Here is a 25,039-nt window from a genome sequence, read left to right on the forward strand (position 1 = left end):
TCAGACTTGAATCCGCGACTCACCGATAAAACCCGTGGCTGTAAATGTAGAAGTAATGTTGGGGACGCGCTCACCAATCAGAATTTTTGCCTTCTCACGATTGCGCACACGTATGCGCGGATTGGCCAAAATATTTGCATCGGTGTCAATTTTTTTCGCATTGATAGTTGTAGCGCCGAAGCTTGCGCTAAGCGTTTCTGAGTTGAGATACTTTAAGTCTGCAAGAGAAAGCGAACCGTTTGTGGCGCTTATCGGGCTAAGGCTGAGCTGGTCTGGCCAACGAATACCCAAGTCGAGCAAACGCGTGCGTTTGACTTCTAATATCTCAACTTCCAGCATGACTTCAGAATCAGCAATATCGTGCACAGCAACTAACTTAGTCGCTAACCGAATAGCGTCTGGTGTGTCCCTCACAATCAGCATATTGAGTTTTTCGTCAACCACAATATCCTTGGTTTTTAAAATAGTTTTGATGCTGTTGGCAACCGCTTTAGCCTCACCATGGGCCAAGTAAAAAGTCTTCACAACCAAAGCTTGATAGTCTTTTTGTTTTGCCTGTGTGTTGGGGTAAATCAGGACGGTATTACCGCTTAGCACGCGCTGCTCTAATTGGTTTGTGAGCAAGGTAAGGTTGACCACCGATTCAATCGTTGAGTTTTTGAGAAAAACAGAGGCTTTTTGATCTGTCTTAACGTCTTTATCAAAAATAAAATTCAAGCCAGAGGTTCTGGAAATCACCTCAAACACTGTCTTTAAGGCTGCATCCTTAAATTCAATGCTGATGGGTTTTCGGTACGCTTCTGCAAGCGAATTGCTCACGCTAGTTTTTTGTTTCACCATACCAATCGCTTCCATAAGGGCGATGGCTTTTTTATTTTTAGGGTCTTCGGCCAAAAGCATGCGAAGCAAATTTTCACTTTCAGTCATTTCTTTTTTATCGCTGGCTAATTGTGCAGCGCTCAGCCAGGCAGCATGGCGAGATAAAACAATAATCGAATCTATGCCGTCAAGCGCTTTGGTATTGTTGGGCTGGTAGATGAGTGCTTTTTGATAAAACGTGCGCGCATCGTCATAGCGTTCAGCGGCAACGGATTGGCTGGCAGCGCTGAGTGCATCAGTCAGCAATATCTCACGGGTTTGAATTGCAGCAATTCGGTATTGCGCAGATTCAGGGTCTTGCTTGATGGCTTGTTCAAATTGCGTTAAAGCGGCATTGCTTTGTGCATTGGACGCGAGTTTTAAACCCTCTCGGTACGCGCTCTGGCCGTTGGCACAGGCTTGCAAAAGAACAATACAAAACCCGAGCACGCATACAGACGCAAAACGCCAGCAAGAAACAATCATTGAGACTCTCCAATCGAAAGACTTTGGCTAACACCTAAGGGCAAATAAGTCATAGTGAGATGAGGGGGAATAATTTCATCAACGCGGTATAGATTTTCAAAAATACTGCCTTGATTAGCGACAAGTGTTTTATCACCCAGATTTAAAAAGACATCCCAAACCCCTTGTTCTAATTTTTTACCGACATAGGTGAATGGCAAAGGCGGTGCAGAAGGGGTCTCCTGAATTGCACTGATTGCTGAAACTGGTGACGGCTGTGGATTCCAATTTTGGCTAGCAAATAAATCTCGCTTAAGTTGAAGGCGGCTATTTACCGTAGGTATCAGTTGGTCTCTAGGAATAACAGCAGCTAATGTCGTTGGGATTTCTAAGGTAGTAGCTAGCGCTGAGGAATGTGTTGGTGTTGGCCTTGATTGAGGACTTGGTGTCTGACCGTTACGGACTTGAAAGTCGGGTTTAGTTGTTTGTGGTGAGTGCATTTTTTCTTGCACAGTATTCGGTGTCTTATCCGCCCAAAAGGCCAAGTAAAAAGCACCGAAAAGTAAAGACAAAAGAATCTGCCAACGCCGGTTTATAAATATATTTTTGGTCATAAAGAAGCCTCGTCTGGATTTTCAACATAAATCCACAATGACAGCCTAAGCTCAATTTCAGCTTGATTTTTATCCACAGTTTCACGCCGTATCAACAACTGATCAAGACTGACACCCGGGTTTTCTAGCAGCACTTGCTCCACAAACTTACGCATTTGGGGATAGTTGCCATGAATCGGAAAAACCACTTGTAGTTGACGAAATCCGACTAAAGAATGGCTATGCATTTGAAACTGCGATTGGGTCAGCGCCACACCATTATTTTGAGCGATTTGCACAATTCGTCTGAGTACGTCACTGACTGCCTCTTGGGTCAAACAGACTGTCTTTAGTTGTTCTAAAACAGCAGCTTCATTGGCTGTGAACGCTGATAGAGGTAAATCTTTATCAGCATTTAAACGCTGACTTGTCAATTGACTAAAGGCTTCTCGCTCAGCCCTCTCAGAACGCAACTGCAAAGGCAGAAAAACAAGTTTTACCAGCAAGGCAGTCAGCACACAAAAAACTAAAAAAAGCCAAACATAGCCCATGCGCCACAAGAATACGTCAAACCAAAGGCGTGACTTATTGATGGAAAAATTTATAAATTTCATTCAGTATTTCCTACAGTTGAACTGAAAGGAACTGGCTTTACTGGCGTTACTGGCATTACGGGCGCTATTAATCCAAGCTCAAATGAGAGCCGAATCGGCTTACTAGGGTCTTGCTCAAAGGTTTCGTGTTTGGTGTATGAAAGTCGGCCAAATAAGCCGCTGTTTTCCATTGAAGATGCGTAGAACAGCAAGCTATCTAATGATTTAGCTTCGGCCTGAAATTTAATCACTGCGTTTTTACCGTCGGGCTCAATACTCAAAAGTGCAATGCCTTCAGGTGCCTGTTTTTCGAGTTGCTCGAACACTTGATGCCAAGAAATATTGAGCTGATCTACGACTGCTTTGACCGCCATTCGCTGCTCATGGCTAAGTGATTTCAATTGTGTTGATTTCAATTCGGATGTGGCTAGGGTATTAAAAGTTTTTCTTTCTTCTGCTAAAACTAAAACATGCTGACGCGAGATATAGATATCGATAGCGCACCAAACAATCAACCCTAGCGCCATAGCCATAAGCAAGACAGAAAAAACTATGGCCCATGCTGGATTGAATCGACCCCAAAAACAGTAGCGCAATCTGGAATCAAAAAAATATGGCTTATATCGCATAGCGATCACCTAAAAGTTCACGCGTTAACCACGCACAATTTAATATATTTTCGTGGTCTGAAGATGCACTAGAGGGCTTTGGTGTTTGGCCACTTGTAGTCCAAGCCAAGGTGTGCAATTTAGATTTGCATGAAGGTTGCTGTGATTGCCTTGATGGCTCTAAAACCATACTAGGACGGGTATTGAGCCAATATAAATTTTCAGTGAAATTTTGAGTGCGTATCATTTCGCGTTGCCACTCCTGAAAAACCAAGCCTTCACAGCTAGCCAAGCTTGCCTGCTCGGGCAGTCGAACCGTTCGGATTGACAAGTTAACGCCTTGCTGGCGCTGAAAAATATAAAACCTATCGGCCAGCAAAATAGCCAACCAACCATTTTTTGGAAATAGGTGTTCAAGTTTTTGCAGCACTAAAGTCAGGCCGCAAACAAGGCCTAATTCTTTTTGCGTCTTAGCGATAGTCGCCATCAATGCTACTTGCGTGGGCGAAATAGCTGTGCATAAAAACGCTTTGCTGGCGTTCCAGCTGGCAGAGATGCTCCACTCACCATGCGCTTGTGGCGGTCCAAACAATGTTTTGGCTCTTGCACTGCTCACTGCGTGCAGCTCTTTTAATGATTGCGTCTGCAGCGGCGGCGTTTGCAGCCAATGCTGGGTGATGTCGGGCGCAAGACAAAGCGTAGCCGGTGCTACACCGGGCCAGCCGTGGGTCTTATGTCGCACGGCTATTGCCGTTAAAGCTGAAATAGCTGCTGCCATCTCAACCCTTGCATCCAGCGCTACAACATGCCACTGCGCTGGGCTGCGTGGGTCTAACCACGCAAGCTGTTTTGCCGAAAGGATGAGCAGCAGTGATTCGCTAGCGCTTGTGGGCTTAATTTGAAAGCGTGACACGGCGCACCTCCTCTAAGGTTGTGACGCCTTCACGAACCATTTCAAGCGCCGATTCAAGCAAGCTGCGTGTGCCCTTTAGGCCTGCGGCTTCTTTAATTTGACGCATCGGTAAACGCTGAACAATCATTTCGCGCAACTCATCGTCTAACAGCAAAAATTCAGCAATCGCACGGCGACCTTTAAAGCCGCTGACGCGGCAATCGCCGCAACCACTGCCGCGTTTAAACACGACGCCAAGATAATCCGCTTCACGCAAACCCATGTTTTTTAACTCTTGGGGCGCTGGCGTATAAGGCAAATTGCAATGCACGCAATTCATGCGCACCAAACGCTGGGCCCAAATGCCATTGAGTGATGAGACAAAAGTGTAGGGATCTAAACCCATGTGGGTAAAGCGCCCAAACACATCAAAGACATTGTTAGCGTGAACAGTAGTCAGAACCAAATGACCGGTAAGGGCTGACTGAACAGCGATTTCAGCGGTTTCTCTGTCGCGTATTTCACCCACCATAATTTTGTCTGGATCGTGACGCAAAATTGACCGCAAACCGCGTGCAAAGCTCAGGCCTTTTTTTTCATTCACCGGTATTTGCAAAATTCCCGGCAATTGGTATTCGACCGGGTCTTCAATCGTGATGATTTTTTCTTTACCGCTATAAGTCTCAGCCAAGGCCGCATAAAGCGTGGTGGTTTTTCCAGAGCCTGTTGGGCCAGTCACCAACAGCATTCCGTAGGCCGATTGAGCCAGATTGCGCAGCGTTTTCAAGGCGCTAGCTTCAAACCCCAGCGCTTCTAAACTTAATTTTCCATGGGCTTTGATCATGGCCTGCTTGTCTAAGATTCGGATCACTGCGTCTTCACCGTGAATGCTAGGCATGATCGAGACACGTAAGTCAATCACTCGGTCTTGCACGCGGACTTGGAAACTTCCGTCTTGCGGAATTCTTTGTTCGGCAATATCCAAGTCTGCCAAAACTTTTAATCTGGATATGGTTTGCTCGGCTTGAGCTCGGTCGTGTATTTGAGTAATTGTTTCAAGCACACCATCAATGCGAAAGCGCACGCAAAGACCGTTGGGCAAAGTTTCTAAGTGAACATCACTGGCGCCATCTCCTAAGGCATCGTAGAGCGTAGAGTTCAATAACTGCACGGCTGGGCTGGCCGAATTGGTTGCGCTAGACAGCGATAAAAGTTCAATATCAGAGTCAGTATTCGTTTTGCTATTACTGATTGGAATCAAACTATCAACGGCACGCAGTGATGATTCTTGTTGCGTTAAATAAGCGTGAATATCTTCTTTAGTAGCCAGTACAAAAATTAAATTTTCAAAAGCCGCCTGCTCCATCAAAGCCATCATGTCGGTATCGAAAGGGTCTGCCACAACGCCTATAAGTTGGATTGAATCAGCTTGCTGCAGCAGCAAGCTAGCGCATGTATTAGCTTTAGACATGGGCCATAAATCAAAGCGTGCGTGCTGCTGGTTTAGCTCAAAGCTTTCGTAAAAAGACATTTGAAACTGCAAGGCTAGGTAGGCGCCCGCCTGCCGCGGTTTAATGTCAAAGTTTTGCGCCAATAAATTGACCAGACACTGTCCCAAACTTTTTGCCTTAGCATGCAAATGAAATAGCTCGCTTGAGGTGATGGCTACTAAATCTTGCAGCGCCGGGCTTTCATGGTCAATTTGTAGATACTGGTTGTGTGGAAGCTGCATTAAATATTCCCGGCTAAATCGAATATTGGCATGTAGAGCAATATGACAATAATGCCTATGACTATGCCGATAACGGCCATTAGCAAGGGCTCAAAAGCCTTGCTGAACTTGTCTATCCAACGCGTGGTTTCAGTGTCATAAAAAGCTGCGGTACGTGCCAGCATCAAGCCCATTTGGCCGGTTTTCTCACCCACACGCAGCAGCCGCATAGTGACCGGTGTGACCAAGCTATTGCGCTGTAGTGCGAATGACAAACTCTCGCCCTGCCCGACCATGAATTTTGCAGCTTGCAACTGCGCGACCGCATGCCGCGGCAACACCGCTTCGCACAACTGCATGGCGCGCACGAGGGGAATGCCGCCGTCTAATAGCATGCCCAGGGTCAGGTAAAGACGAGTCAGCACGAGTATTTCTAATCTGACACGCAGGCCAGGAATCCAAGCAATTGTTTTAAGCCAGTATCCCGAGCGGATAGTTGCACGCACACTCCAAACCATCAGTAATATGAAGGCTCCTATAAACGCCAACAACCAGTAGCCATATGCAGCGGCAAATTGGCCCCAAGCCAGCAAGACTTGTGAAGCCCAAGGCAGTGCACGACTGGTGTTTTGATACACGGCTGAAAACCGCGGCACGACATAGCCGAGTAAAAACAGGGCAACGATAAAACCAACGCCTAATAAAATTCCAGGATAAATAGCCGCGCTGATGACTTTGTGCCGTAGCGACTGCAATTTACTTTCGTATGCGACATAACGCTCTAGCGCTTGCGGTAAATCACTGGTTCCTTCGGCGGCTTGCACGATACCAACGAAAAGTGGTGGAAAAATATGTGCTTGCTTGCCGAGAGCATCCGACAAGCGAAAACCGGCTTTTAGTGCATCCCGTAAACGCTGCAACACCGCCTGGCTGCTGGACTGAGCGGCGCGTTCAAGCAAGCTATCCAAAGCCTCAACCAAACTTAAACCTGCGCTGATTAATGCCAGCAGTTCTTGAGCAAAAAGTAATTTATTAAATTGGTTTTTAGATTTAAAGAAAATAAATTGAGACTTATCCCAAGCTGAGATTGGCGTAATAGCTAATACGTTCAAACCCTTTTTATCGACTTGTGTTTTAGCGTCTGCTGCATCTATAGCGTCTAAAGAAAAGACTTCTATTTGCTGAGATGGGCTTAATGCCCTGACCTTAAATTGCATCACTCAGGCGTTATTTAATTGCTGACATCAGCAGCATCACCAGTGCCGCCGAGTTGACCATCTTTACCATAAGTCATTAAGTCAAAGTCACCCTTGGTTGCAGGACTTTGATAACGATATGGCCGACCCCAAGGATCAAGTGGTGGCGTACTTTCAAGGTAAGGGCCATTCCACTTAGCCGATTGAACAGCGTCAGTAGGTTTGTTAACCAAAGCCATCAAACCTTGTTCTGTACTTGGGTAGGTACCGACATCAATTCTGTATGCGCCCAAGGATTTTTTGAAAGCATCAATTTGGCTTTTAGCCGCAGCTTGTTCTGATTTACCGATTTGGCTGAAGTATTTAGGGCCGACATAAGCGGCGAGAAGTCCAATGATTGCAACCACAACTAGAAGTTCCAGCAAAGTAAAACCAGTTATTTCTGCGCTGGCTAAATATTTTTTCTTTGAGTCATTCACTAGAGAATTCCTTATTTAAGCGAAGATAAGCTTTAAATTTAAATCGCATAATTTAGCGTTTTTTATCAAGTCACAAAACTTTTATAAGCTTAAATTTATGTCGTTTTTTAAAACGAATTTTGCATTTATATCACTAACTTATAGAAAAAAAGTTTAGTTAAATAAAATTTATTTGGATTGTTATTTGTGTGTAAATTCTCAATCTTTTTTAAAAGCTAAATTTTGTAATTTATTCGCTGAACGAAATAAAATTTTCGTCAAATAAAAACGATACGTTTATATTGGATAAATGCTTTGTGTATGTTTGCATGCAATTTACAAATGATTTAAAAAAGTGACTTAAGCATCCCTTTTAGCCGGCGCTTTTTTAAACGACATGTGGGTAAATATTTAAATAGCGAGAAACCGGGTCAGTCATTGACACCAGTATTCAAATTTTTTCTAGCGGCAATCACCAAATCACCTATCCGGCCCCTTAATTTAAATTTTTAAGTTCTATTTAAAAAAAATATTCGGAATTTTTTTGTATTTTTATGGCATATAAATACTATTTAACCAATGCAGAACTTAATGCGTACAACAAGTTTTTCAGTCTTTTATTAACAAACAAAAAACTAGTGTTTTCGCGCTTGCACGTCAAGATAATCAGTGCTATAAATGCCAGCAAAAATCAATGAATTTAATCAATTTTTTTAAATATCTTCTATTCATATTACTCAACCGTTATTCACTTTAACCGGTAACGACACATGAATCCCTTAAATAAAACGGTTATCAAAAGTCCTACTGCGAGGCAAAAAGCAGAAAGGAAAATTCCGACTAATCCAAGCCAAGTAGTCATTCATTGCAGCCTTGCAAGCCGGATACCCACGCATCAAGGCAGTCTCGTTCCTCAAAGACGCTTGGCAAGCTACTCGGTCACACCAGTCGTTTTAGAAAGCACTGAGGCTAAAGCGAGTCGCTCTAGTAGTTCTAGTAGTTCTAGTAGTTCCAGCCGCCCCAGCAGAATAATCAGCAGCGCTAGTTCTTCCCCCTCACCTTTAGTTGAAACCCATCAGAGCGTGAAGATTCATCAAGAAGAGTTGACAAAATTAATTAGCCGCTTGCTTATTAGTCATGAAGAAAAAGTCGCGGTGTATCGCGAACTTCAGGGTCGTATGTCGGAAGTAATTAACGCTGTCACTACAACGAACCCCGCGCAACCTGCAGTGGCCCAGCAAACCCTGATTTTGTTACGACATCTAACAGCCAACTCTGACGCCATAGCAGCTGACCTCTGGGCCACCTTGGGGGACGCTGGGCACGCCGCTGTCGTCGCCGCGGCAACCAACCCCGAACAACCTGCATTGGCCGAGGACGCCCTGAATTTGTTGGTCAATCTAGCTTTTAATTCTGCCGACAGAGCAACTCAACTCTGGGCTATTTTGGGGGCCGATAGGCGCGCCGCCGTTGTCACCGCGGCAATCACCCAATCGCAACCTGCAATGGTCAAAAAAGCCCTGCGTTTGTGGACCCATCTAGCAGCCAACTCTTACCCCACAAAAGCTGAGTTATGGGCCACCTTAGGAGCCCCAGGGCGCGCCGCTGTCGTTGCCGCGGCAACAAACCCCGTGCAATCCACACTGGCCGTGCATGCACTGATTTTGTTGGGCAATCTTACGGCCAACTCTGACGCCAGAAAAGCTGAACTCTGGCTCACCTTGGAGAACACTGGGCGCCCAGCTCTCATCACCGCCGCAACGAACCCAGGACAACCCGCAGTGGCCAGGCTAGCTCTGCGTTTGTTGACCCAACTAACAGCCAACTCTAACGTCAGAGAAGCTGAACTCTGGGCCAGCTTGGGTAACGCTGGGCGCACCGCTCTCATCACCGCGGCAACGAGCCCCGTACAACCCGTAGTGGCCTCGCGAGCCCTGGCTTTGTTGACCAATATAGCTTTCGGCAATGGGGTCAGATCAGCTGAACTTTGGGCCACCTTTGTGGCGCAAAGGCGCTCCGCGGTTCTAACCTCGACAACGCCCTCCGCGCAACCTGGAGTAGCCGAATTTGCCCTGCATTTGTTGACCGAACTAACTCACTTCCCTTATCACGGTTCAGATAGGATCTGTGCCGCCTTGGGGGTCGCTGGGCGCGAAGGCCTCATCATTGCGGCAACAACGCCGGGGGAACCAGAAGTCGCTTGGATGGCCATTGATTTGATACGTAACTTGCAAAAAAATTGGCACATCGATACCCCAATTTGGCCCTTGTTGCAGCCACGGCTGGCACTGCTGTGGGCCGTTAATCAACGTCAAGCTGTCGGGCATGGCGCTACAGATTTTTTATACGAACAAATTCAAGGAAATGCGCACAGAACCAGCCAAGCATTGAACGCATTGAGTGAGGTCAACCCAACTACTTCTATGCGCCGCACCATAGATGCGCTTGGTCAGTGGGGTAAACGATCTAGCCAGTATTGGGCTGGAACAGAGCGATTAGCGTTATACACCGGCATCGTTCAAGCCAACACCACACCGCAAAAAATTGCTGTGTATATGGCTGCCGTGATGAGTGGAATGAATCTCTGGCGATATTCACGAGAATGGCGCGAAGAACTGCGCGACCAAGTATTGGCCATCCCCGTTGCTGCAGGTGTTGATCCGACACAGCATAGACAGCACATGCGCATTGGGCTTGATACCGCTTGCGGCAACACAGCCGCAGTAATAGAGAGCCAAGTTTTATCTGTCCCAGAAAAATTGCAACTGTTAGAAATTCTTTATTCTTCTCGTGAATTTTTAAGCGCTCAAACAACACAGGATGAGTTGTCGAGGGTGCAGTTGACACCTCATCTTTCACGCAATCTCAAGTTGCAAGCGATAGAACTTATCCTCACTCACGGGCAAGCAAACCGCTTTCAATTTAAAACAATTCTGACTTGGCTTAAAGGCGAATTCAAAAGAGATCCGCAAACAGGTGAGCTAACAAATAGGTCAACAGTCTTTTCCAATCCAAGCACTCTTGGAGATATTGATGATGAGGAAATCTTCGCACTGACAACACAGCGCCAGCAATACCTCGCGCTTTACCAAAACTTTCGCCCACATATGACGCATGATTTTATTCAAGAAGAAATTGAACACATTGAACGCCGAGTTTCGGGAAAAGAAATGCCGCAGGATTTTGGCGCTATTCTTATTCATCAATTAAGACAGTTTCAGTCGACTGCGAGGACTGATAGCGCGCTTGAAGACGAGCGTCAATACGATAGAAAAATAGAGTCTAAATAAATCAGCAGATTCAAGCTGAAAATTAAACTTATAGTGATTAATTTTAAATTGCCCCATAAAAACTTATGCGGCATTTAATTTTTCTAAAATTTATGAAAATGATTGCGTCTATGCGTCACCAAAACGGTGTCATCGTTAATCACCACAGCACTAACTCGTCTATTTAATTTCAAAGTTTCACTTCAGACTTCAATCCGTTGTTAAAAATTTTATTTATTTAAACCGGTAACGACACATGAATCCCACACATAAAACGTTAACTTCAAATTTTATTACTTGCCAAGAACTAGACAGAAAAATCTTACCCACTTCAGGCTCAAATGTTCAGACCAGCGCTACAGGTCAGATCAGCATTACAAGACAGCTACCCACTGACCAAGGCAGTCTGGGCCCATCTAGAAGCTTATCAAGCTACTCGGTCACTCAAGTAGCATTAGGCAGAACTGAGACGAAATCTAGTAGCTCTAGTAGTTCTAGTAGTTTCAAAAACACCAGCCATCTCAGCAGAACAATGAGTAGCGCTAGCGCTTTCCCAGCAGCTTTAGTCAGTGCTAATCAGGGCGAACAGATTAATCCGGTTGAGTTAAAAAAATTACTCAATCGCTCACTTATCAGTCAAGAAGAAAGAGCCAAGATATATCACGAAATTACGGGTCGAATGTCTGAGGTAATTAACGCTGCAACCAATGACCAAAATCCCAAAGTGGCACGGCAAGCAATAGAGTTATTAATGAATCTTGCTGCGAATTCCGAGACAAGAAAAGATGTTATTTGGGGAAAATTAGGAGCGCCTGAACTTTCTGCAATAGTCAAATTAGCCACCACACAAGGCGAATTGAATGCCGCCTCAATAGCCTTGTTATCTAATCTCATCAATGGCTCAGACGTCAGGTCAAACCAGCTTCGGGAAACCTTAACCAAAGCTAATTACGCTGCAATCGTCACGTCGGCAACAAGCCCAAAACCACAAACAGCAGCCGCGATGGCTTTGCTGACCAATTTAATATTTGACTCTGAAGCTACAAAAGAAACCGTTTGGAGTTGCTTGATGGAGTCTGGATACGCAAACATCATCTCTGCCATATCGACAACGGGGTCGCCACAAACAAGTCTGATGGCACTGCGTTTACTAAGCACTCTAGCGGAAGGCTCTAAATTTAGGACTACTTCGTTATCGGCCAACTTGAGCATGACTGGATTCACAGGTGTCGTCGCTGCAGCAACGAAGCCTAACCAACCGGAAATGGCCGCGAAAGCTCTGCGTTTATTGTTTGAACTTTCGAACCTATCACCATCATTAAATGCTCAGATATGGGCCACCTTAGGCGCTGCTGGCCGCTTAACCATTTGTCACGCGGCAACAAGCCCCGCACAGCCAGAATTAGCCCTGCAAGCACTGCGTTTGTTGGCTAATTTAGCCGACAATTCTGAAAACACAACAGATCAACTTTGGGCTACCTTGAGAGTGGCTCAGCGCGCCGCCCTCATCACCGTGGCAACGACAACCGCACAACCAATAGCAGCCGAGCAGGCTCTGCGTTTGTTGGCCAATCTGGCTGGCAGCTCTGACTTCGTGAATTTTGCACTATGGGACACTTTGGGGCCTACTGGCCGCGCAGCTGTGGTTGCGTCGGCAACAACCCCCGCACAACCAAGAGTGGCCGAACAAGCCCTGAGTTTGTTGGGCAAATTGATAACCCACTCTGAACCCGAAAAAGCTGAAATATGGAATACCTTGAATGCCGATGGGCGCGCAACTGTGTTCAGTATGGCAACAACACCTGCACAGCCAGCAGTGGCCGTACAAGCCCTAGTGTTGTTAAGCCTGTTAACAGATTACTCTGAAGTTAGAAAAGTTGGACTATGGACAAGCTTAGGAGCTGTTGGCCGCGCAGCTGTCATCACCGCGGGAACAAACCTCGCGCAACCAAGAGTAGCTGAGCAAGCCCTGATTTTTTTGCACGATTTAACGATAAATTCTTATGTAAGACAGATTGACCTATGGGTCTCCTTGAGGGCTGATGATGTCCGGAATCTCATTATTGCAGCTACTACTGCAGAGGAAGAAGGAGTTGCCCGCAGAGCCATTAGCTTGTTCATTTATTTGAAACCTAGCGTTCGCATTAGAAACGAAATTTGGCCCTTGTTAAAGCCACGGCTTGCGCAGCTTTGGGCCCTTACTAAGCGGCCGTATGTTGAGCTACAAGCCAAAAATTTTTTACTCGATCTTATTTATTTCAGAGATCAGAGAGCCCGCGATGTATTGGACGTTGCCATTACAGATGTTTCTCTGCGCCACACCATAGCCACTCTTCGAGAGTGGGGACGCCTAGCGGATCAACAACCAGAATGGCGAATCATGTTGCAGACGGTCATAGTTCAAGCCAACACCACACCGCAAAAAATGGCTGTGTTGATGGCTGCAATGATGAGTGGAATAAATATCAGCCAATGCCCACTTGAAGAGCGCGAAGCACTGCGTGACCAAGTATTGGCCATACCTATGGCGGAAGGTATTGATCCGACACTGTTTAGAGAACACATGCGCTTAGGGCTTCGTGCTGCTTGCGGCAACACATCCGCAGTGCTTGATAGCCCAGTTTTATCGGCACCAGAAAAGTTGCAACTGTTAGAAATTCTTTATTCTTCTCGTAATTTTTTAAGCGCTCAAGTAACACAGGATGAGTTGTTGAGGATGCAGTCGACAGCTAATATTTCACTCGATTTCAAGCTGCAAGTGATAGAACTTATCCTTACTCACGGGAAAGCAAACAGCTTTCAATTTAAAACAATTCTGACTTGGCTTAAAGGCGAATTCAAAAGAGATCCGCAAACAGGTGATCTAACAAATAGGTCAACAGTCTTTTCCAATCCAAGCACTCTTGGAGATATTGGAGATGAGGAAATCTTCGCGCTGACAGAACAACGCGATCAATACCTCGCGCTTTATCAAAACTTTCGCCCACGTATGACGAGTGATTTTATTCAAGAAGAAATTGAACACATTGAACGCCGAATTTCGGGAAAAGAAATGCCGCAGGATTTGGGCGCTACTCTTATCTTTCAATTACGACAATTTCTATCGATTGACTGGCCTATGAGCGCGCTTGAAGAGGAGCGTATGTTCGATAGAAAAAGCTGATTTTTTAGCCTATAAAATTCTGCGGCATAGTCTCAACCACCGACTCAAATTTCAAACGCGACTAGCCAAAAAAAATCAGTCTTCAAGCTATCAAGTTGGCAAAAAAATCAGCCAGTAAATCAATAGAAAATTGAGCAGCAAGCTAAGGGCCAAGGCCATCTTCCACAGCGTGGTTGGGTCGCGTTGCAGCAGTGGCGCGCTTTGCAGAGGGCTTAGCGGACGCGATGCGCCGCGCTCTAAGGCGAGTAGCATTTCTTCTGCGGTTTCAAAGCGCTGGCGCTTCTCGCGTGCAACCGCTTTTAGCACAACATGGTTTAACCAAATCGGCACTTCGGGGTTGTGCCGGCTAGGCGGCAATGGGTCGCGGTAATAACGACCGGCTTGGTACGGCAGTACTTCGCCGTAGGGCAGTTTGCCGGTCAGCAGTTGGTATAGCGTCACGCCTAGTGCAAACAAATCGCTTTGTGCGTCTGGCGGCTCGGGCTGTGCTTGACTGCTGTTAATGGCCCCGGCTCTGAAGGCAAAACCCCATTGTTCGGGATTGATATAGCTCGGTGTGCCGGCATGCAGGCTGCGCATACTGGCGGGCTCGCGGCCAGACAGGGCTACACCGAGGTCTAGCAAGCGCAACACGCCGTCTTCGCCCTGATGCAAATTAGCCGGTTTGATGTCGCGGTGAATCACGCCTTGGCGGTGTAATCGGCCTAAAGCGCTGGCGCAGCGCATGGCCAAAGCCAAGGTCTGAGCCAGGCTGGGTTTTTTGCCTTGGGCTAGCAACTGCTGCAAGGTCTCACCTGCATGCCAGTCGTAAAGCAGGTAAAAAGCGCTGGCGGGTGGCTGGCCGGGCAAGCTGTCGTGCAAAGTCACAAATTCGTTACTGGCCGGCGATGACTGCATACGTCTGGCCAGCCAAGCTTCGTGCGCCAGCATGGCGCGCTCTTCGGGATCATGGGCGCGTGCGGGGCTTAGAGTTTTCAGCGCATAGAGGCGCTGGCTTAAGGTGTCTCTGACTTGGTAAATCACGTTCACACCGCTGTCCGTTACCAACATGGTCACGCGCAAACCGTCCAAGATGTCGCCGATTTTTAATGCTTTGGGCACGGCTAGGCGCTCGGCCTTGTGGTTCTCGTCTTGCAGCGTTGCGGCGTCAATGCCCAACACACGCACGACTAAGGCTGTGACGTTGTCGCTGCTGCCGGCTGCCAATGCCTGATCTAACAGCAGCGCACTGAGTTCGCGGGCGCCCAGCGCTGCGCCGGTTTGACTATTCGCCAACGCCAAGCCGGGCGCGGCGCGCACGCAAAGGCTAAGCAAACGTTTATGCGTGAGCTGGTTGTGCACGCCGTCAGACAGCAGCACAAACAAGTCACCAACCCGCAGCTCGCCTTGGTCGTAGTCCACCACCAGCGCGCTGTCGGCACCGACGGAGCGCAGTAGCTGGTGGCTAAAGTCGGGGTGATCCACCACATGATCGGTGGTTAACTGCAAGAGTTCACCAGCACGCAGCAAATAAGCCCGGGTATCGCCCACATGGGCTAAAGACCATGATTGGCCACGCAGCACTAGTGCGGTCAATGTCGTCAGTCCGGACTGGGGTCGGCGGCGCTGGTTTTGCGCCAGCAGCCAAGCGTTTTGTGCCCGGATGATGCGGTCTAGCGCTACCGTAGTGTCCCAAGTTTCTGGTGTGGCGAAGTAGTCACGCACAAGACTGGTGACTGTGGTTTGCGCGGCCTCCTTGCCCATGCCGCCTTGGCTGACGCCATCGGCTATCGCGACTATGGAACCCATGGATTCTTGGCCCGGCTCTGGCAGCATGGCGGCGCAAAAGTCTTCGTTAATATTTTTGCGCCCGGCCAAGGTTGCAAAGCCAATGTCTATTTCAAAGGCCATGCACCACTTTTAATATTTGTGCTTTTTTGGTGCCAATTTGGTGCGTTATCAAGCACAAGTCTAGCCAACCAACGTCTGCAGACTGCGCTCATATGCATGCGTGAGCAATTCAAATAAGTCTAACAACTGTTCGCTAAAAAGAGCCAGCGCAGTGACTTGTTGCCGCTGCACATCCTTGTTTGTACCCGCTTGGCTGATAGCTACGGCACTGGTTTGCATTTGTTGCCAACACAACGCGGCACTGGCTAAAGCAGTGCGAATCTCGCTGCTACTCAAAGGTAGAGCGGTCAGCTCTTTCAGCGCGGTGTCAAATTCGAGTGCAACTTGCGCCATAGCGACACGGGCGCTGTTGTTACCAAAGCCTAGCAACAAAGCAAATTTCGCATAGCGTTGACTCAGCATGCGCTGACGACCCGACTGATTAAGTAAGCGAAGTGGCGCCATAGAAGCGGCATTTTCTAAACTGGCGGTCAGCCGTTCGGCCTGCTCCAAAAAGGCTTCACCTAGCGCATCAAGCTTTCCGATTTGCTCTGCCTGCGGCGGCAATTGCAAGGCATGGCGAAACGGATTCCAAGCATTCTGGGTCATCAGTAAAAGATCGCCAAAAGTGGGTTGCGAAAGGCTTTTACTCAAATCCGCCAAGCTAATGTCAACATGCAACATGGAGTCTTTTAAGCTCGCGCCCTGCACCGTTTTATGGCCCGCCAAATCGAGCAAGACCAGCTTGATCAGTCGCTGCGAAAACATACGCAACTGACCAGAGCGGTTCAAATCTTCCGCAAACCGAGCCGAATGAATGATGTGTTGCGAGACCTGACCCACGCGCTGATTCGTTTGCATGGAAGCACTACGCAACATTTGGTAGGCGTCGTCATCGGAAATCTTACGCGCCCGCATCAATATGGCCTTGGCACGGTCCACCATCTTGCGCTCTTCAAAGCGGCTGCTTAAGTCGCGCATCTGGACGGCCAGCAACTGTTCTTTCTCAAAACGCGCGATGGCGAGTTGAATCAAGGGCCGTAACCGAGCTTTGTTGTAGGCATTGATCACATAGGCATGTACGTTGGCTTGAACTGCCAGCGAGATACGCTCGGCATCGCCATCGTTGGTGAACATCAAGACTGGGCAAGGCGCGTGCTCGGCGATCAACCGCAAAGCATCGAACAAAGCCTGACCCGGCAGTCTGTCTATACAGATGAGGATCTCAGGGCTGAAGTGAATCACTTCGTGTAGCAGTTTGTCGCTATCGCTGACGCTGGCAACACAAGCTATGCCGGCAGCATCCAAATCGTCTTTTAAGTCCAACGTATTGGCAGGGCCGTTAAGAAATAGTAGAGCAGAGGTCATGGTGAATATTTATTAAAGATCAAACATCTCAATCAGTTTAATCCTCATGACAAGCTTAACCAAGACACTAGAAAAATTATTGATACTTGGCACAAAAATTGCTTTTATTGATTGGACGCAACGACGCGTCCGGCCTCTCAAAGCATTGAGGGGTTTGCGCATGACGGTGTGCGCAACAACTGCCCGCGAACTAGCGCGTGCACTCACGCCAACTCAGGCAAACCTTGTCAAAGAACAACTATCTCTAAGCGGAGTGACTCCATGAAAAAATCCAAACTCGTCATGATTGGCAACGGCATGGCCGGTGTTCGCACGCTCGAAGAGCTGCTTAAAATCGCACCCGACCTGTACGACATCACAGTTTTTGGCGCAGAGCCGCACCCCAACTACAACCGCATTTTGCTCAGCCCAGTATTAGCCGGCGAGCAAACGCTTGATCAAATCGTGCTGAACGACTGGGCTTGGTATGAAGACAATCACATCACACTGCATGTGAGTAAAAAAGTCGTCTCCGTCGACCGCGTCAAACGCATAGTGCGCGCCGAAGACGGCACCGAGGCCGAATACGACCGACTACTCATTTGCACCGGCTCCAACCCTTTCATACTGCCCCTGCCCGGCAAAGACCTCAAAGGCGTGATCGCTTACCGCGATATTGCCGACACCAACGCCATGATTGAGGCGGCCACCCAATACAAAAAAGCCGTGGTGATTGGCGGCGGCTTGCTGGGTCTTGAAGCGGCCAACGGTTTGATGCTGCGCGGCATGGATGTCAGCGTGGTGCATGTCATGCCTACGCTGATGGAGCGCCAGCTCGACAGCGTGGCCGGCAAACTGCTGCAAAAGTCATTAGAAAAGCGCGGCTTAAAATTTTTAATGGGCGCGCAAACGCAAGACCTGCAAGGCGGCATTGGCGCGGATGAAGGGCGCGTCACCAGCATTCGTTTTAAAGATGGCACCGAACTGGCCACCGACTTGGTAGTGATGGCAGTCGGCATACGCCCCAATACACAATTGGCCGAATCCATGCGCCTTCACTGCGACAAAGGCATTGTGGTCAGCGACACCATGCAAACCATTACCGATGCGCGGATTTACTCCGTCGGTGAATGCGCAGCCCACCGCGGTATTGCCTACGGTTTGGTCGCACCGCTGTTTGAACAAGCCAAGGTAGCCGCCAATCATTTGGCGCAGTTTGGTATTGGTCGCTACACCGGCTCGCTAACCTCTACAAAACTCAAAGTTACCGGGATTGATTTGTTCAGCGCCGGGCAATTCATGGGCGGCGAAGGCACGGAAGAAATCGTCATGAGCGACCCGTTTGGCGGAGTCTACAAAAAGCTGGTAATTAAAGACGACAAACTGGTTGGCGCCTGCTTGTACGGCGACACGGTTGACGGCAGCTATTACTTCAAGCTGCTGCGCGACGGCCGCAGCGTGGGCGAGATACGCGAGAAATTAATGTTTGGTGAATCCAACATTGGCGACACCGGCCACGAAGGCCACAGCAAAGCCGCCACCATGCCGGACAGCGCAGAGGTCTGCGGCTGCAACGGCGTGAACAAAGGCGCTATTTGCAAAGCGATTAAAGACAAAGGTTTATTCACCCTCGATGAAGTACGTAAGCACACCAAGGCCGGCGCTAGCTGCGGCTCTTGCACCGGACTGGTCGAGCAAATTTTGATGTTTAGCGCCGGCGGCGATTATTCGGCCACGCCGAAACTCAAAGCCATGTGTAGCTGCACCGACCACGGCCACCAAGCGGTGCGTGACGCGATTCGTAAAAACAAAATCCTCACGATATCTGCGGTCTACCAATTCATGGAATGGCGCACGCCTAACGGCTGCGCGAGTTGCCGCCCAGCGATTAATTACTACGTCACCAGCACCTGGCCGAAAGAGGCAAAAGACGATCCGCAAAGCCGCTACATCAACGAGCGCAGCCATGCCAACATCCAAAAAGACGGCACTTACAGCGTGATACCGCGCATGTGGGGCGGCGAGACTTCAGCCAGTGAATTGCGCCGCATCGCCGACGTGGTGGACAAATACAAAATCCCCACGGTCAAAGTCACCGGTGGCCAGCGGATTGACTTGCTAGGCGTGAAAAAAGAAGACTTGCAAAACGTCTGGAAAGACATTGGCATGCCGTCTGGTCACGCTTACGCCAAAGCGCTGCGCACCGTTAAAACCTGCGTGGGCAATGAGTGGTGCCGCATGGGCACACAAGACAGCACGCAAATGGGCAAGGATTTAGAACGCGCCATGTGGCGTATGTATGGGCCGCACAAAATCAAGTTTGCGGTCAGCGGCTGCCCGCGCAATTGCGCTGAATCGGGTATTAAAGACGTTGGCATTATTGGTGTGGATTCAGGCTGGGAAATGTATATCGCCGGCAATGGCGGCATCAAAACTGAAGTCGCGCATTTCTTCACCAAAGTCAAAACCGCGGCTGAAGTACTGGAATACACTGGCGCGTTTTGTGAGCTGTATCGCCAAGAAGGCTGGTATCTTGAGCGCACGGTCCACTATGTGAACCGAGTCGGTCTTGAGCATGTGAAAAAGAAAATACTCGAAGACCATGAAGGCCGAAAAGCACTTTGGGAGCAGCTTCAGTTTGCGCTCGATGGTGAGCCCGACCCGTGGTTTGATTTTAAAGATGCATCGGTAGACACGCGGCAGTTTGAAAAACTCAGCGCGATCTAAATAAAGTATCAACACTCAAAAATCAAGAGGAAAAAAATATCATGAGTGAATGGAAAAAAATCTGTCTGGTCAGCGACATCCCCATGCTCGGTTCGCGCCGTGTTGAACGCGCCCATGGCATGGACGTGGCCTTGTTCCGCACCGATGGCGACGCCGTGTTCGCCCTGTTAGATCGCTGCCCGCACAAAGGCGGGCCACTCAGTCAAGGCATAGTCTTTGGCAATAGCGTTGCTTGCCCCATGCACAACTGGACCATAGGTCTGGCTGGCGGCTGCGCCAGCGCGCCAGATGTGGGTTGCACACCGGCTTTCAAAGTGCGTATGGAGGGCGACGCCGTGCATTTAAACCTGCAAGAACTGGCCACATTAGCGATTGATTTGACCCGGCCAGTCGCCGGCCCTGCGGGCAAGCAAGCCGCCTGCGCATGAGCAAGCAAACCCGTTCAACCTGCCCTTACTGCGGTGTTGGCTGCGGCGTCATCATCAGCACAGAAGGCGCGCAAATTACCGGCGTTCGGGGCGACCCGGATCACCCTGCCAACTACGGCCGCTTATGCACCAAGGGCTCAACGCTGGCACTCACCGCCAGCGCTGCTATCACCGAACAAACCCGCTTGCTGCAACCCATGCAGCGGCTAAACAGAAAGTCTGAACCTAAAGCTACAGCCAGCGCCGTGAGCTGGAATCACGCGATGGATTTTGCAGCCAGTGGTTTTTCAAAAATCATTGCCGAGCATGGCCCGGATGCAGTGGGTTTTTATATTTCAGGCCAGTTACTCACCGAGGACTACTACGTCTTTAACAAACTCGCCAAGGGTTTGCTGGGTACCAACAACGTAGACACCAATTCCCGCCTTTGCATGAGTAGCGCCGTCGCCGGCTACAAACAAACACTGGGCGCGGATGCGCCGCCTACCTGCTACGACGACGTCAAACACGCCGAGTGCATTTTCATAGTCGGCAGCAACACCGCCTACGCACACCCGGTTTTGTTTAGGCGCATTGAAGACGCGAAAGCGGCGAATCCGCAGTTAAAAATAATTTTCTGCGACCCACGCCGCACCGACACCGCAGAGATTGCCGACCTCTATTTACCGATTCAGCCCGGCACCGATGTCTCGCTGTTTAACGGCATGCTGCACATCATGTTGTGGGAAGGCTGGTTGGACAACGCCTACATCCGCAATCACACCACCGGCTTTGAAGCCCTTAAAGCCACAGTGCGCGACTACACGCCCGAATTGGTGGCCGAAACTTGTGGAATTAAAAAAGATGACTTGATGCTGGCGGCAAAAATGTTTGCCACCTCCAGCGCCACGCTCAGCCTTTACTGCCAAGGCCTGAATCAGTCCAGCAGCGGCACGGCAAAAAATGCCGCCTTGATTAATTTGCATCTGGCTACCGCTCAGATCGGCAAACCGGGAGCCGGCCCGTTTTCATTGACCGGCCAGCCGAACGCCATGGGTGGGCGTGAAGTCGGTGGTCTGGCGAATTTAATCAGCGGCCACCGCGACATGGCCAACCCTGAACACCGCGCCGAAGTTGCCGCACTGTGGGGCGTGGACAGCGTGCCAGATAAGCCCGGCAAAAGCGCGGTGGAGATGTTTCAAGCCGCAGCCGATGGCGAGATAAAAGCCTTGTGGATTGCTTGCACCAACCCAGTCCAATCCATGCCCGACCAAGCCACCGTCAGACGCGCACTAGAGCGCGCTGAACTGGTTGTAGTGCAAGAAGCTTTTGCCACCGCCGCGACCTGCGACTGGGCCGACATCTTGCTCCCAGCGACCACTTGGGGCGAGAAAACCGGCACGGTCACCAACAGCGAGCGTCGCATCAGCCGCGTGCGCTCAGCCGTTGCAGCGCCGGGACAAACCCGCCACGACTGGGCCATTGTGGTGGATTTTGCACAGCGGATTGAGGCCAAAACTGGCCGTGAAAAAACACTGTTTCCCTACTCTGTGATTAAGCCCGAATTGGGCGTGGAAACGATTTGGAACGAACACCGCGAATCCACCCGTGGACGCGACTTAGACATTACCGGCATGAGCTACGCCATGCTTGAAGCCAGCCCCCAGCAATGGCCCTTAACCGAGGGCCAAAGCACGGGTAAGGCAAGGCTTTACGAAGACGCAGTCTTCCCCACACCAGACGGCAAAGCGCGCTTTGTCAACACTGTCTACAAACCAGTGGCTGAGCCGCGTGAATCACGTTTTCCGTTTTCACTGACCACTGGCCGGCTGCGCGATCAGTGGCATGGCATGACGCGCACCGGCACGCTGGGTCGCTTGTTTGGCCATGTGGCCGAGCCGTCTGTGCAGATGAACCCGCAAGATATGGCACGCCGATTATTGGTCGAAGGCGCACTGGTGCATGTGACCTCCAAGCGCGGCTCGATAGTGGTGCCGGTGCAAGCATCGAATGAGATTGCGCCCAGCCAAGCGTTTATCGCCATGCACTGGGGAGAAGAGTATTTAAGTGGTTTGTCGGCAGCGGGCACGCCGCTAGCCGGCGTGAATGCACTGACTACCTCGGCTTATTGCCCCAGCTCTAAACAGCCCGAACTCAAACACGCAACGGTCAAAATAATCCAGGCTGAGATGCCGTGGACGCTGCTGGCCATGGCCTGGATTGCGCCCGGCAAAGTGCTTAGCGTGCGCCAGCAACTTAAACCTTTGATGCAAGCTTTTGCCTTTACCAGCAGCGTGCCTTTTTCTAATAACGCGCCGCTAGAGCAGCCCGAGCAAGAACGCAGCGGCCTACTGTTTAGAGCCGCCGCCTACGAAGCACCACCCGATGAATTGGTCAGCCAGATCGAAGCCATACTGGGTTTAGACGGCAAAGACTGCCTGCACTACGCCGATCGCAAAAAAGGCCAACGCCGCAGCATGCGCTTACAACAAGTTAGCGACAACGCCCATTTGACGGGCTTTGTGCTGGCCGGCGACACCAGCGCACAGGCGTGGATAAAGACTTTGCTGCTAGAGCAGCTACCCGCCCAGTCTTACGGCCGCTTACTGTTGCAACCGGGTGCGAAAGCGCCGATTGCGGTGCAAGCACGCGGCAAGTTGGTGTGCAGCTGTTTTAACGTCAACGATACGGCGATTGATACGTGCTTGCAGGACTTACGCCAAGGTATTTTGCTCACCGCTGGCGCAGGCTTTATCGCCACTGATGGCCAGCGCTTGCAAGCCTTGCAAGACCAGCTTCAGTGCGGCACCAACTGCGGCTCTTGCGTGCCCGAGCTCAAACGCCGGATACGCGCGGCCAATGCATTGAGCAAAGCCGGTTAAGCCCGGCATAAGCACAGGCATAAAGTCAGGGCTTCGCGTTTAGCCAAGCCCTGACAGATCACAAAACCTCAAAAAAAATCAGCCCGCGTATTGCCCGACAATCGCCCTCATGGAAAACACTCATGGGCATTAGCCACTACATCAAAGAAATCGGCCGCGGCAAAGACGGCGCTAGGTCGCTCACGCAAGCGCAAGCTGCCGATCTGCTCAGCCAAGTGCTGGACGCGCAAGTCTCGGATTTAGAAATCGGCGCTTTTTGTCTGGCCATGCGCATCAAGGGCGAGACACCGACTGAAATGGCTGGCTTTTTGGACGCCGTGCACCAGCGCCTGCAACTAGTCCCAGCGCATGACAGCGGCAGCACCACAGTGGTGATACCCAGCTACAACGGCGCACGCAAGCTGCCGCTACTGACACCGCTACTGGCTTTGCTGCTGGCGCGTGAAGGTCTAGCAGTACTCATTCACGGCACACCGACAGAGAACAGTCGGCAATTTGTGACTGAAGTGCTGGCCGCGCTAGAGATCACAGCCAAAGACCAAGTAAGCGCCATTGCGCCTGGAGAAGTTGCCTTCATCCCCACAGAAGTGCTGTGCCCAGCACTGAAAAAATTGCTAGATGTGCGGCGCATGGTCGGTCTGCGTAACCCGGCGCACAGCTTGGTCAAGATCATGAATCCTTGTGCAGGCAAAAGCTTGGTGCTCAGCAGCTATACCCATCCGGAATATGCACTGTCAATGGCGCAGACTTTTGAGCTGACACTCGCTAACGCCATGCTGCTGCGTGGCACCGAGGGCGAAGTCGTCGCCGATGCGCGCCGCATGCCGCAGATGGAAGGTTTTATCAAAGGCCAACGCAGCTTGCTGCAAGCGACACAGCCCGGCACGTTGGCCAGCTTGCCCGAATTACCCAAGGGCGTGGATGCAATAATTACTTCGGATTACATTCGAGCTGTCATGCAAGGTAGTCAGCCAATACCCGCTTCTATTGAGAAGCAGGTGGCGCATATCTTGCATCTGGTTAATCAAATCTAGCCGCCAGCCACAAGGAAAAATAAAATGAACCCGGACAACATTCACAGCGATCAAAGTGGCACTATCCGCCTAGGCAGTTGCACACTGGTAGGCGCTGGACCGGGGGACCCGGAACTGCTCACGCTAAAGGCCTTGAAAGCGATTCAAAAAGCCACCGTATTGTTTGTCGATGATTTGGTCAGCGACGAAATCGTGGCGTTTGCCAGCCCCAACGCACGTATTGTTCATGTCGGCAAACGCGGCGGCTGCAAATCAACACCGCAAGCCTTTATTGAAAAACTCATGCTAATGGCCGTGCGCGAAGGCGATGACGTGGTCAGACTAAAAGGCGGCGACCCGTTTATTTTTGGCCGAGGTGGTGAAGAGCAAGAACATTTGCGCGCCGCCGGCGTTGAGGTAACTGTCATCAACGGCATCACCGCTGGGCTGGCCGCCGTGACATCCTTGGGCGTGCCGCTCACCCACCGCGACCATGCCTACGGCGTCGTGTTTGTGACCGGTCACGCCAGGCCTGGCGCTGAGGGTTGTGACTGGGGCGCGCTTAGCGCTACTGCGGCGCAAGCCAGGCTAACGCTGGTGATTTACATGGGCGTGTCGGGCTCTGGGCACATCCAAGACGGTCTGCTGCAAGGCCTGCCCGCCAGCACGCCAGTGGCGATTATTCAAAACGCCAGCCTAAGCACACAGCGCCATGCAGTCAGCACCTTGGCACAGATGCGCGCGACGATTCAATCAGAGCATTTGCAAAGCCCCAGCGTGATTGTGGTTGGCGATGTGCTGCAGGGTTTGCTGGCACTGAAGATAAACGAGCCGCAACCCCTGCTGCATCAGGTGTCAAACTGATCACAGAAATTCACGACAAAGCTTAGGTCGGTGAGAACTGCCCAGTGATCTGAGCTGTGCGGCTTGCGTGATTAATTTTTTAATCCACACCACAGCCCGTTAAATCAGTAATTAATTGGTCACA

The 25,039-nt window shown here is 50.0% G+C and carries 17 protein-coding genes; 7 read left to right on the forward strand and 10 right to left on the reverse strand.

Annotated features, from left to right (window positions below):
• Genes HC248_RS10995 through gspG form a run of 8 tightly spaced genes read right to left on the reverse strand, consistent with a single transcriptional unit; the run spans position 1 to position 7,395 of the window.
• The gene (locus HC248_RS10995; RefSeq protein WP_168922513.1) at positions 1 to 1,344 is read right to left on the reverse strand and encodes a secretin N-terminal domain-containing protein; all 1,344 of its coding nucleotides are present in this window, start codon (positions 1,342 to 1,344) and stop codon (positions 1 to 3) included.
• On the reverse strand, positions 1,341 to 1,937 hold the full coding sequence (locus HC248_RS11000) for a hypothetical protein (protein WP_168922514.1): 597 nt from the start codon (positions 1,935 to 1,937) through the stop codon (positions 1,341 to 1,343). Before HC248_RS11000 ends, HC248_RS10995 begins: the two co-directional genes overlap by 4 nt.
• Entirely contained in the window at positions 1,934 to 2,467 is a 534-nt protein-coding gene (locus tag HC248_RS11005) for a GspMb/PilO family protein (protein ID WP_238342815.1), read from the reverse strand. The genes HC248_RS11000 and HC248_RS11005 overlap by 4 nt, the downstream gene beginning before the upstream one ends.
• A gap of 59 nt (positions 2,468 to 2,526) precedes the next feature.
• On the reverse strand, positions 2,527 to 3,138 hold the full coding sequence (locus tag HC248_RS11010; RefSeq protein ID WP_168922516.1) for a hypothetical protein: 612 nt from the start codon (positions 3,136 to 3,138) through the stop codon (positions 2,527 to 2,529).
• Positions 3,128 to 4,030, reverse strand: coding sequence for a hypothetical protein (locus tag HC248_RS11015; RefSeq protein ID WP_168922517.1), 903 nt, complete (start codon positions 4,028 to 4,030; stop codon positions 3,128 to 3,130). The genes HC248_RS11010 and HC248_RS11015 overlap by 11 nt, the downstream gene beginning before the upstream one ends.
• Entirely contained in the window at positions 4,011 to 5,741 is a 1,731-nt protein-coding gene (locus HC248_RS11020; RefSeq protein ID WP_168922518.1) for a GspE/PulE family protein, read from the reverse strand. Before HC248_RS11020 ends, HC248_RS11015 begins: the two co-directional genes overlap by 20 nt.
• Positions 5,741 to 6,937 carry a type II secretion system F family protein gene (locus HC248_RS11025; RefSeq protein WP_168923798.1) on the reverse strand — a complete coding sequence of 399 codons (1,197 nt, stop codon included), beginning with the start codon at positions 6,935 to 6,937 and terminating at the stop codon, positions 5,741 to 5,743. The genes HC248_RS11020 and HC248_RS11025 overlap by 1 nt, the downstream gene beginning before the upstream one ends.
• A 14-nt stretch (positions 6,938 to 6,951) precedes the next feature.
• Positions 6,952 to 7,395 carry a type II secretion system major pseudopilin GspG gene (gene gspG, locus HC248_RS11030; RefSeq protein WP_168922519.1) on the reverse strand — a complete coding sequence of 148 codons (444 nt, stop codon included), beginning with the start codon at positions 7,393 to 7,395 and terminating at the stop codon, positions 6,952 to 6,954.
• A gap of 902 nt (positions 7,396 to 8,297) precedes the next feature.
• Here gspG and HC248_RS11035 point away from each other — a divergent pair.
• Together HC248_RS11035 and HC248_RS11040 are read left to right on the forward strand one after the other, a co-directional pair.
• Positions 8,298 to 10,664: a hypothetical protein gene (locus tag HC248_RS11035; RefSeq protein WP_168922520.1), complete on the forward strand. Its 2,367-nt coding sequence runs from the start codon at positions 8,298 to 8,300 to the stop codon at positions 10,662 to 10,664.
• A gap of 235 nt (positions 10,665 to 10,899) precedes the next feature.
• Positions 10,900 to 13,806, forward strand: coding sequence for a hypothetical protein (locus HC248_RS11040; RefSeq protein WP_168922521.1), 2,907 nt, complete (start codon positions 10,900 to 10,902; stop codon positions 13,804 to 13,806).
• Positions 13,807 to 13,896: 90 nt separating this feature from the next.
• On the opposite strand, the gene HC248_RS11045 is transcribed toward HC248_RS11040, so the two are convergent.
• Both HC248_RS11045 and HC248_RS11050 read right to left on the reverse strand, forming a co-directional pair.
• Positions 13,897 to 15,696, reverse strand: a complete 1,800-nt coding sequence (locus HC248_RS11045) for a bifunctional protein-serine/threonine kinase/phosphatase (RefSeq protein WP_168922522.1) — start codon at positions 15,694 to 15,696, stop codon at positions 13,897 to 13,899.
• Positions 15,697 to 15,756: 60 nt separating this feature from the next.
• Positions 15,757 to 17,043: a type IV pili methyl-accepting chemotaxis transducer N-terminal domain-containing protein gene (locus HC248_RS11050; protein ID WP_168922523.1), complete on the reverse strand. Its 1,287-nt coding sequence runs from the start codon at positions 17,041 to 17,043 to the stop codon at positions 15,757 to 15,759.
• 261 nt (positions 17,044 to 17,304) lie between these two features.
• Here HC248_RS11050 and nirB point away from each other — a divergent pair, with 261 nt between their 5' ends.
• The 5 genes from nirB to cobA all read left to right on the forward strand — a co-directional run bounded on the left by nirB (position 17,305) and on the right by cobA (position 24,915).
• Positions 17,305 to 19,749, forward strand: a complete 2,445-nt coding sequence (nirB, locus tag HC248_RS11055) for a nitrite reductase large subunit NirB (RefSeq protein ID WP_168922524.1) — start codon at positions 17,305 to 17,307, stop codon at positions 19,747 to 19,749.
• A gap of 41 nt (positions 19,750 to 19,790) precedes the next feature.
• Positions 19,791 to 20,177, forward strand: coding sequence for a nitrite reductase small subunit NirD (nirD, locus tag HC248_RS11060; protein ID WP_168922525.1), 387 nt, complete (start codon positions 19,791 to 19,793; stop codon positions 20,175 to 20,177).
• Positions 20,174 to 23,038: a nitrate reductase gene (locus tag HC248_RS11065; protein ID WP_168922526.1), complete on the forward strand. Its 2,865-nt coding sequence runs from the start codon at positions 20,174 to 20,176 to the stop codon at positions 23,036 to 23,038. The genes nirD and HC248_RS11065 overlap by 4 nt, the downstream gene beginning before the upstream one ends.
• 122 nt (positions 23,039 to 23,160) lie before the next feature.
• A complete protein-coding gene (gene ybiB / locus HC248_RS11070; RefSeq protein ID WP_168922527.1) occupies positions 23,161 to 24,072 on the forward strand; it encodes a DNA-binding protein YbiB in 912 nt (303 codons plus the stop codon).
• A gap of 24 nt (positions 24,073 to 24,096) precedes the next feature.
• On the forward strand, positions 24,097 to 24,915 hold the full coding sequence (gene cobA / locus HC248_RS11075; RefSeq protein WP_168922528.1) for a uroporphyrinogen-III C-methyltransferase: 819 nt from the start codon (positions 24,097 to 24,099) through the stop codon (positions 24,913 to 24,915).
• Positions 24,916 to 25,039 lie beyond the last annotated feature (124 nt).

Origin of the sequence: Polaromonas vacuolata, assembly GCF_012584515.1 — a bacterium.
Taxonomy (GTDB): Bacteria; Pseudomonadota; Gammaproteobacteria; order Burkholderiales; family Burkholderiaceae_C; genus Polaromonas; species Polaromonas vacuolata.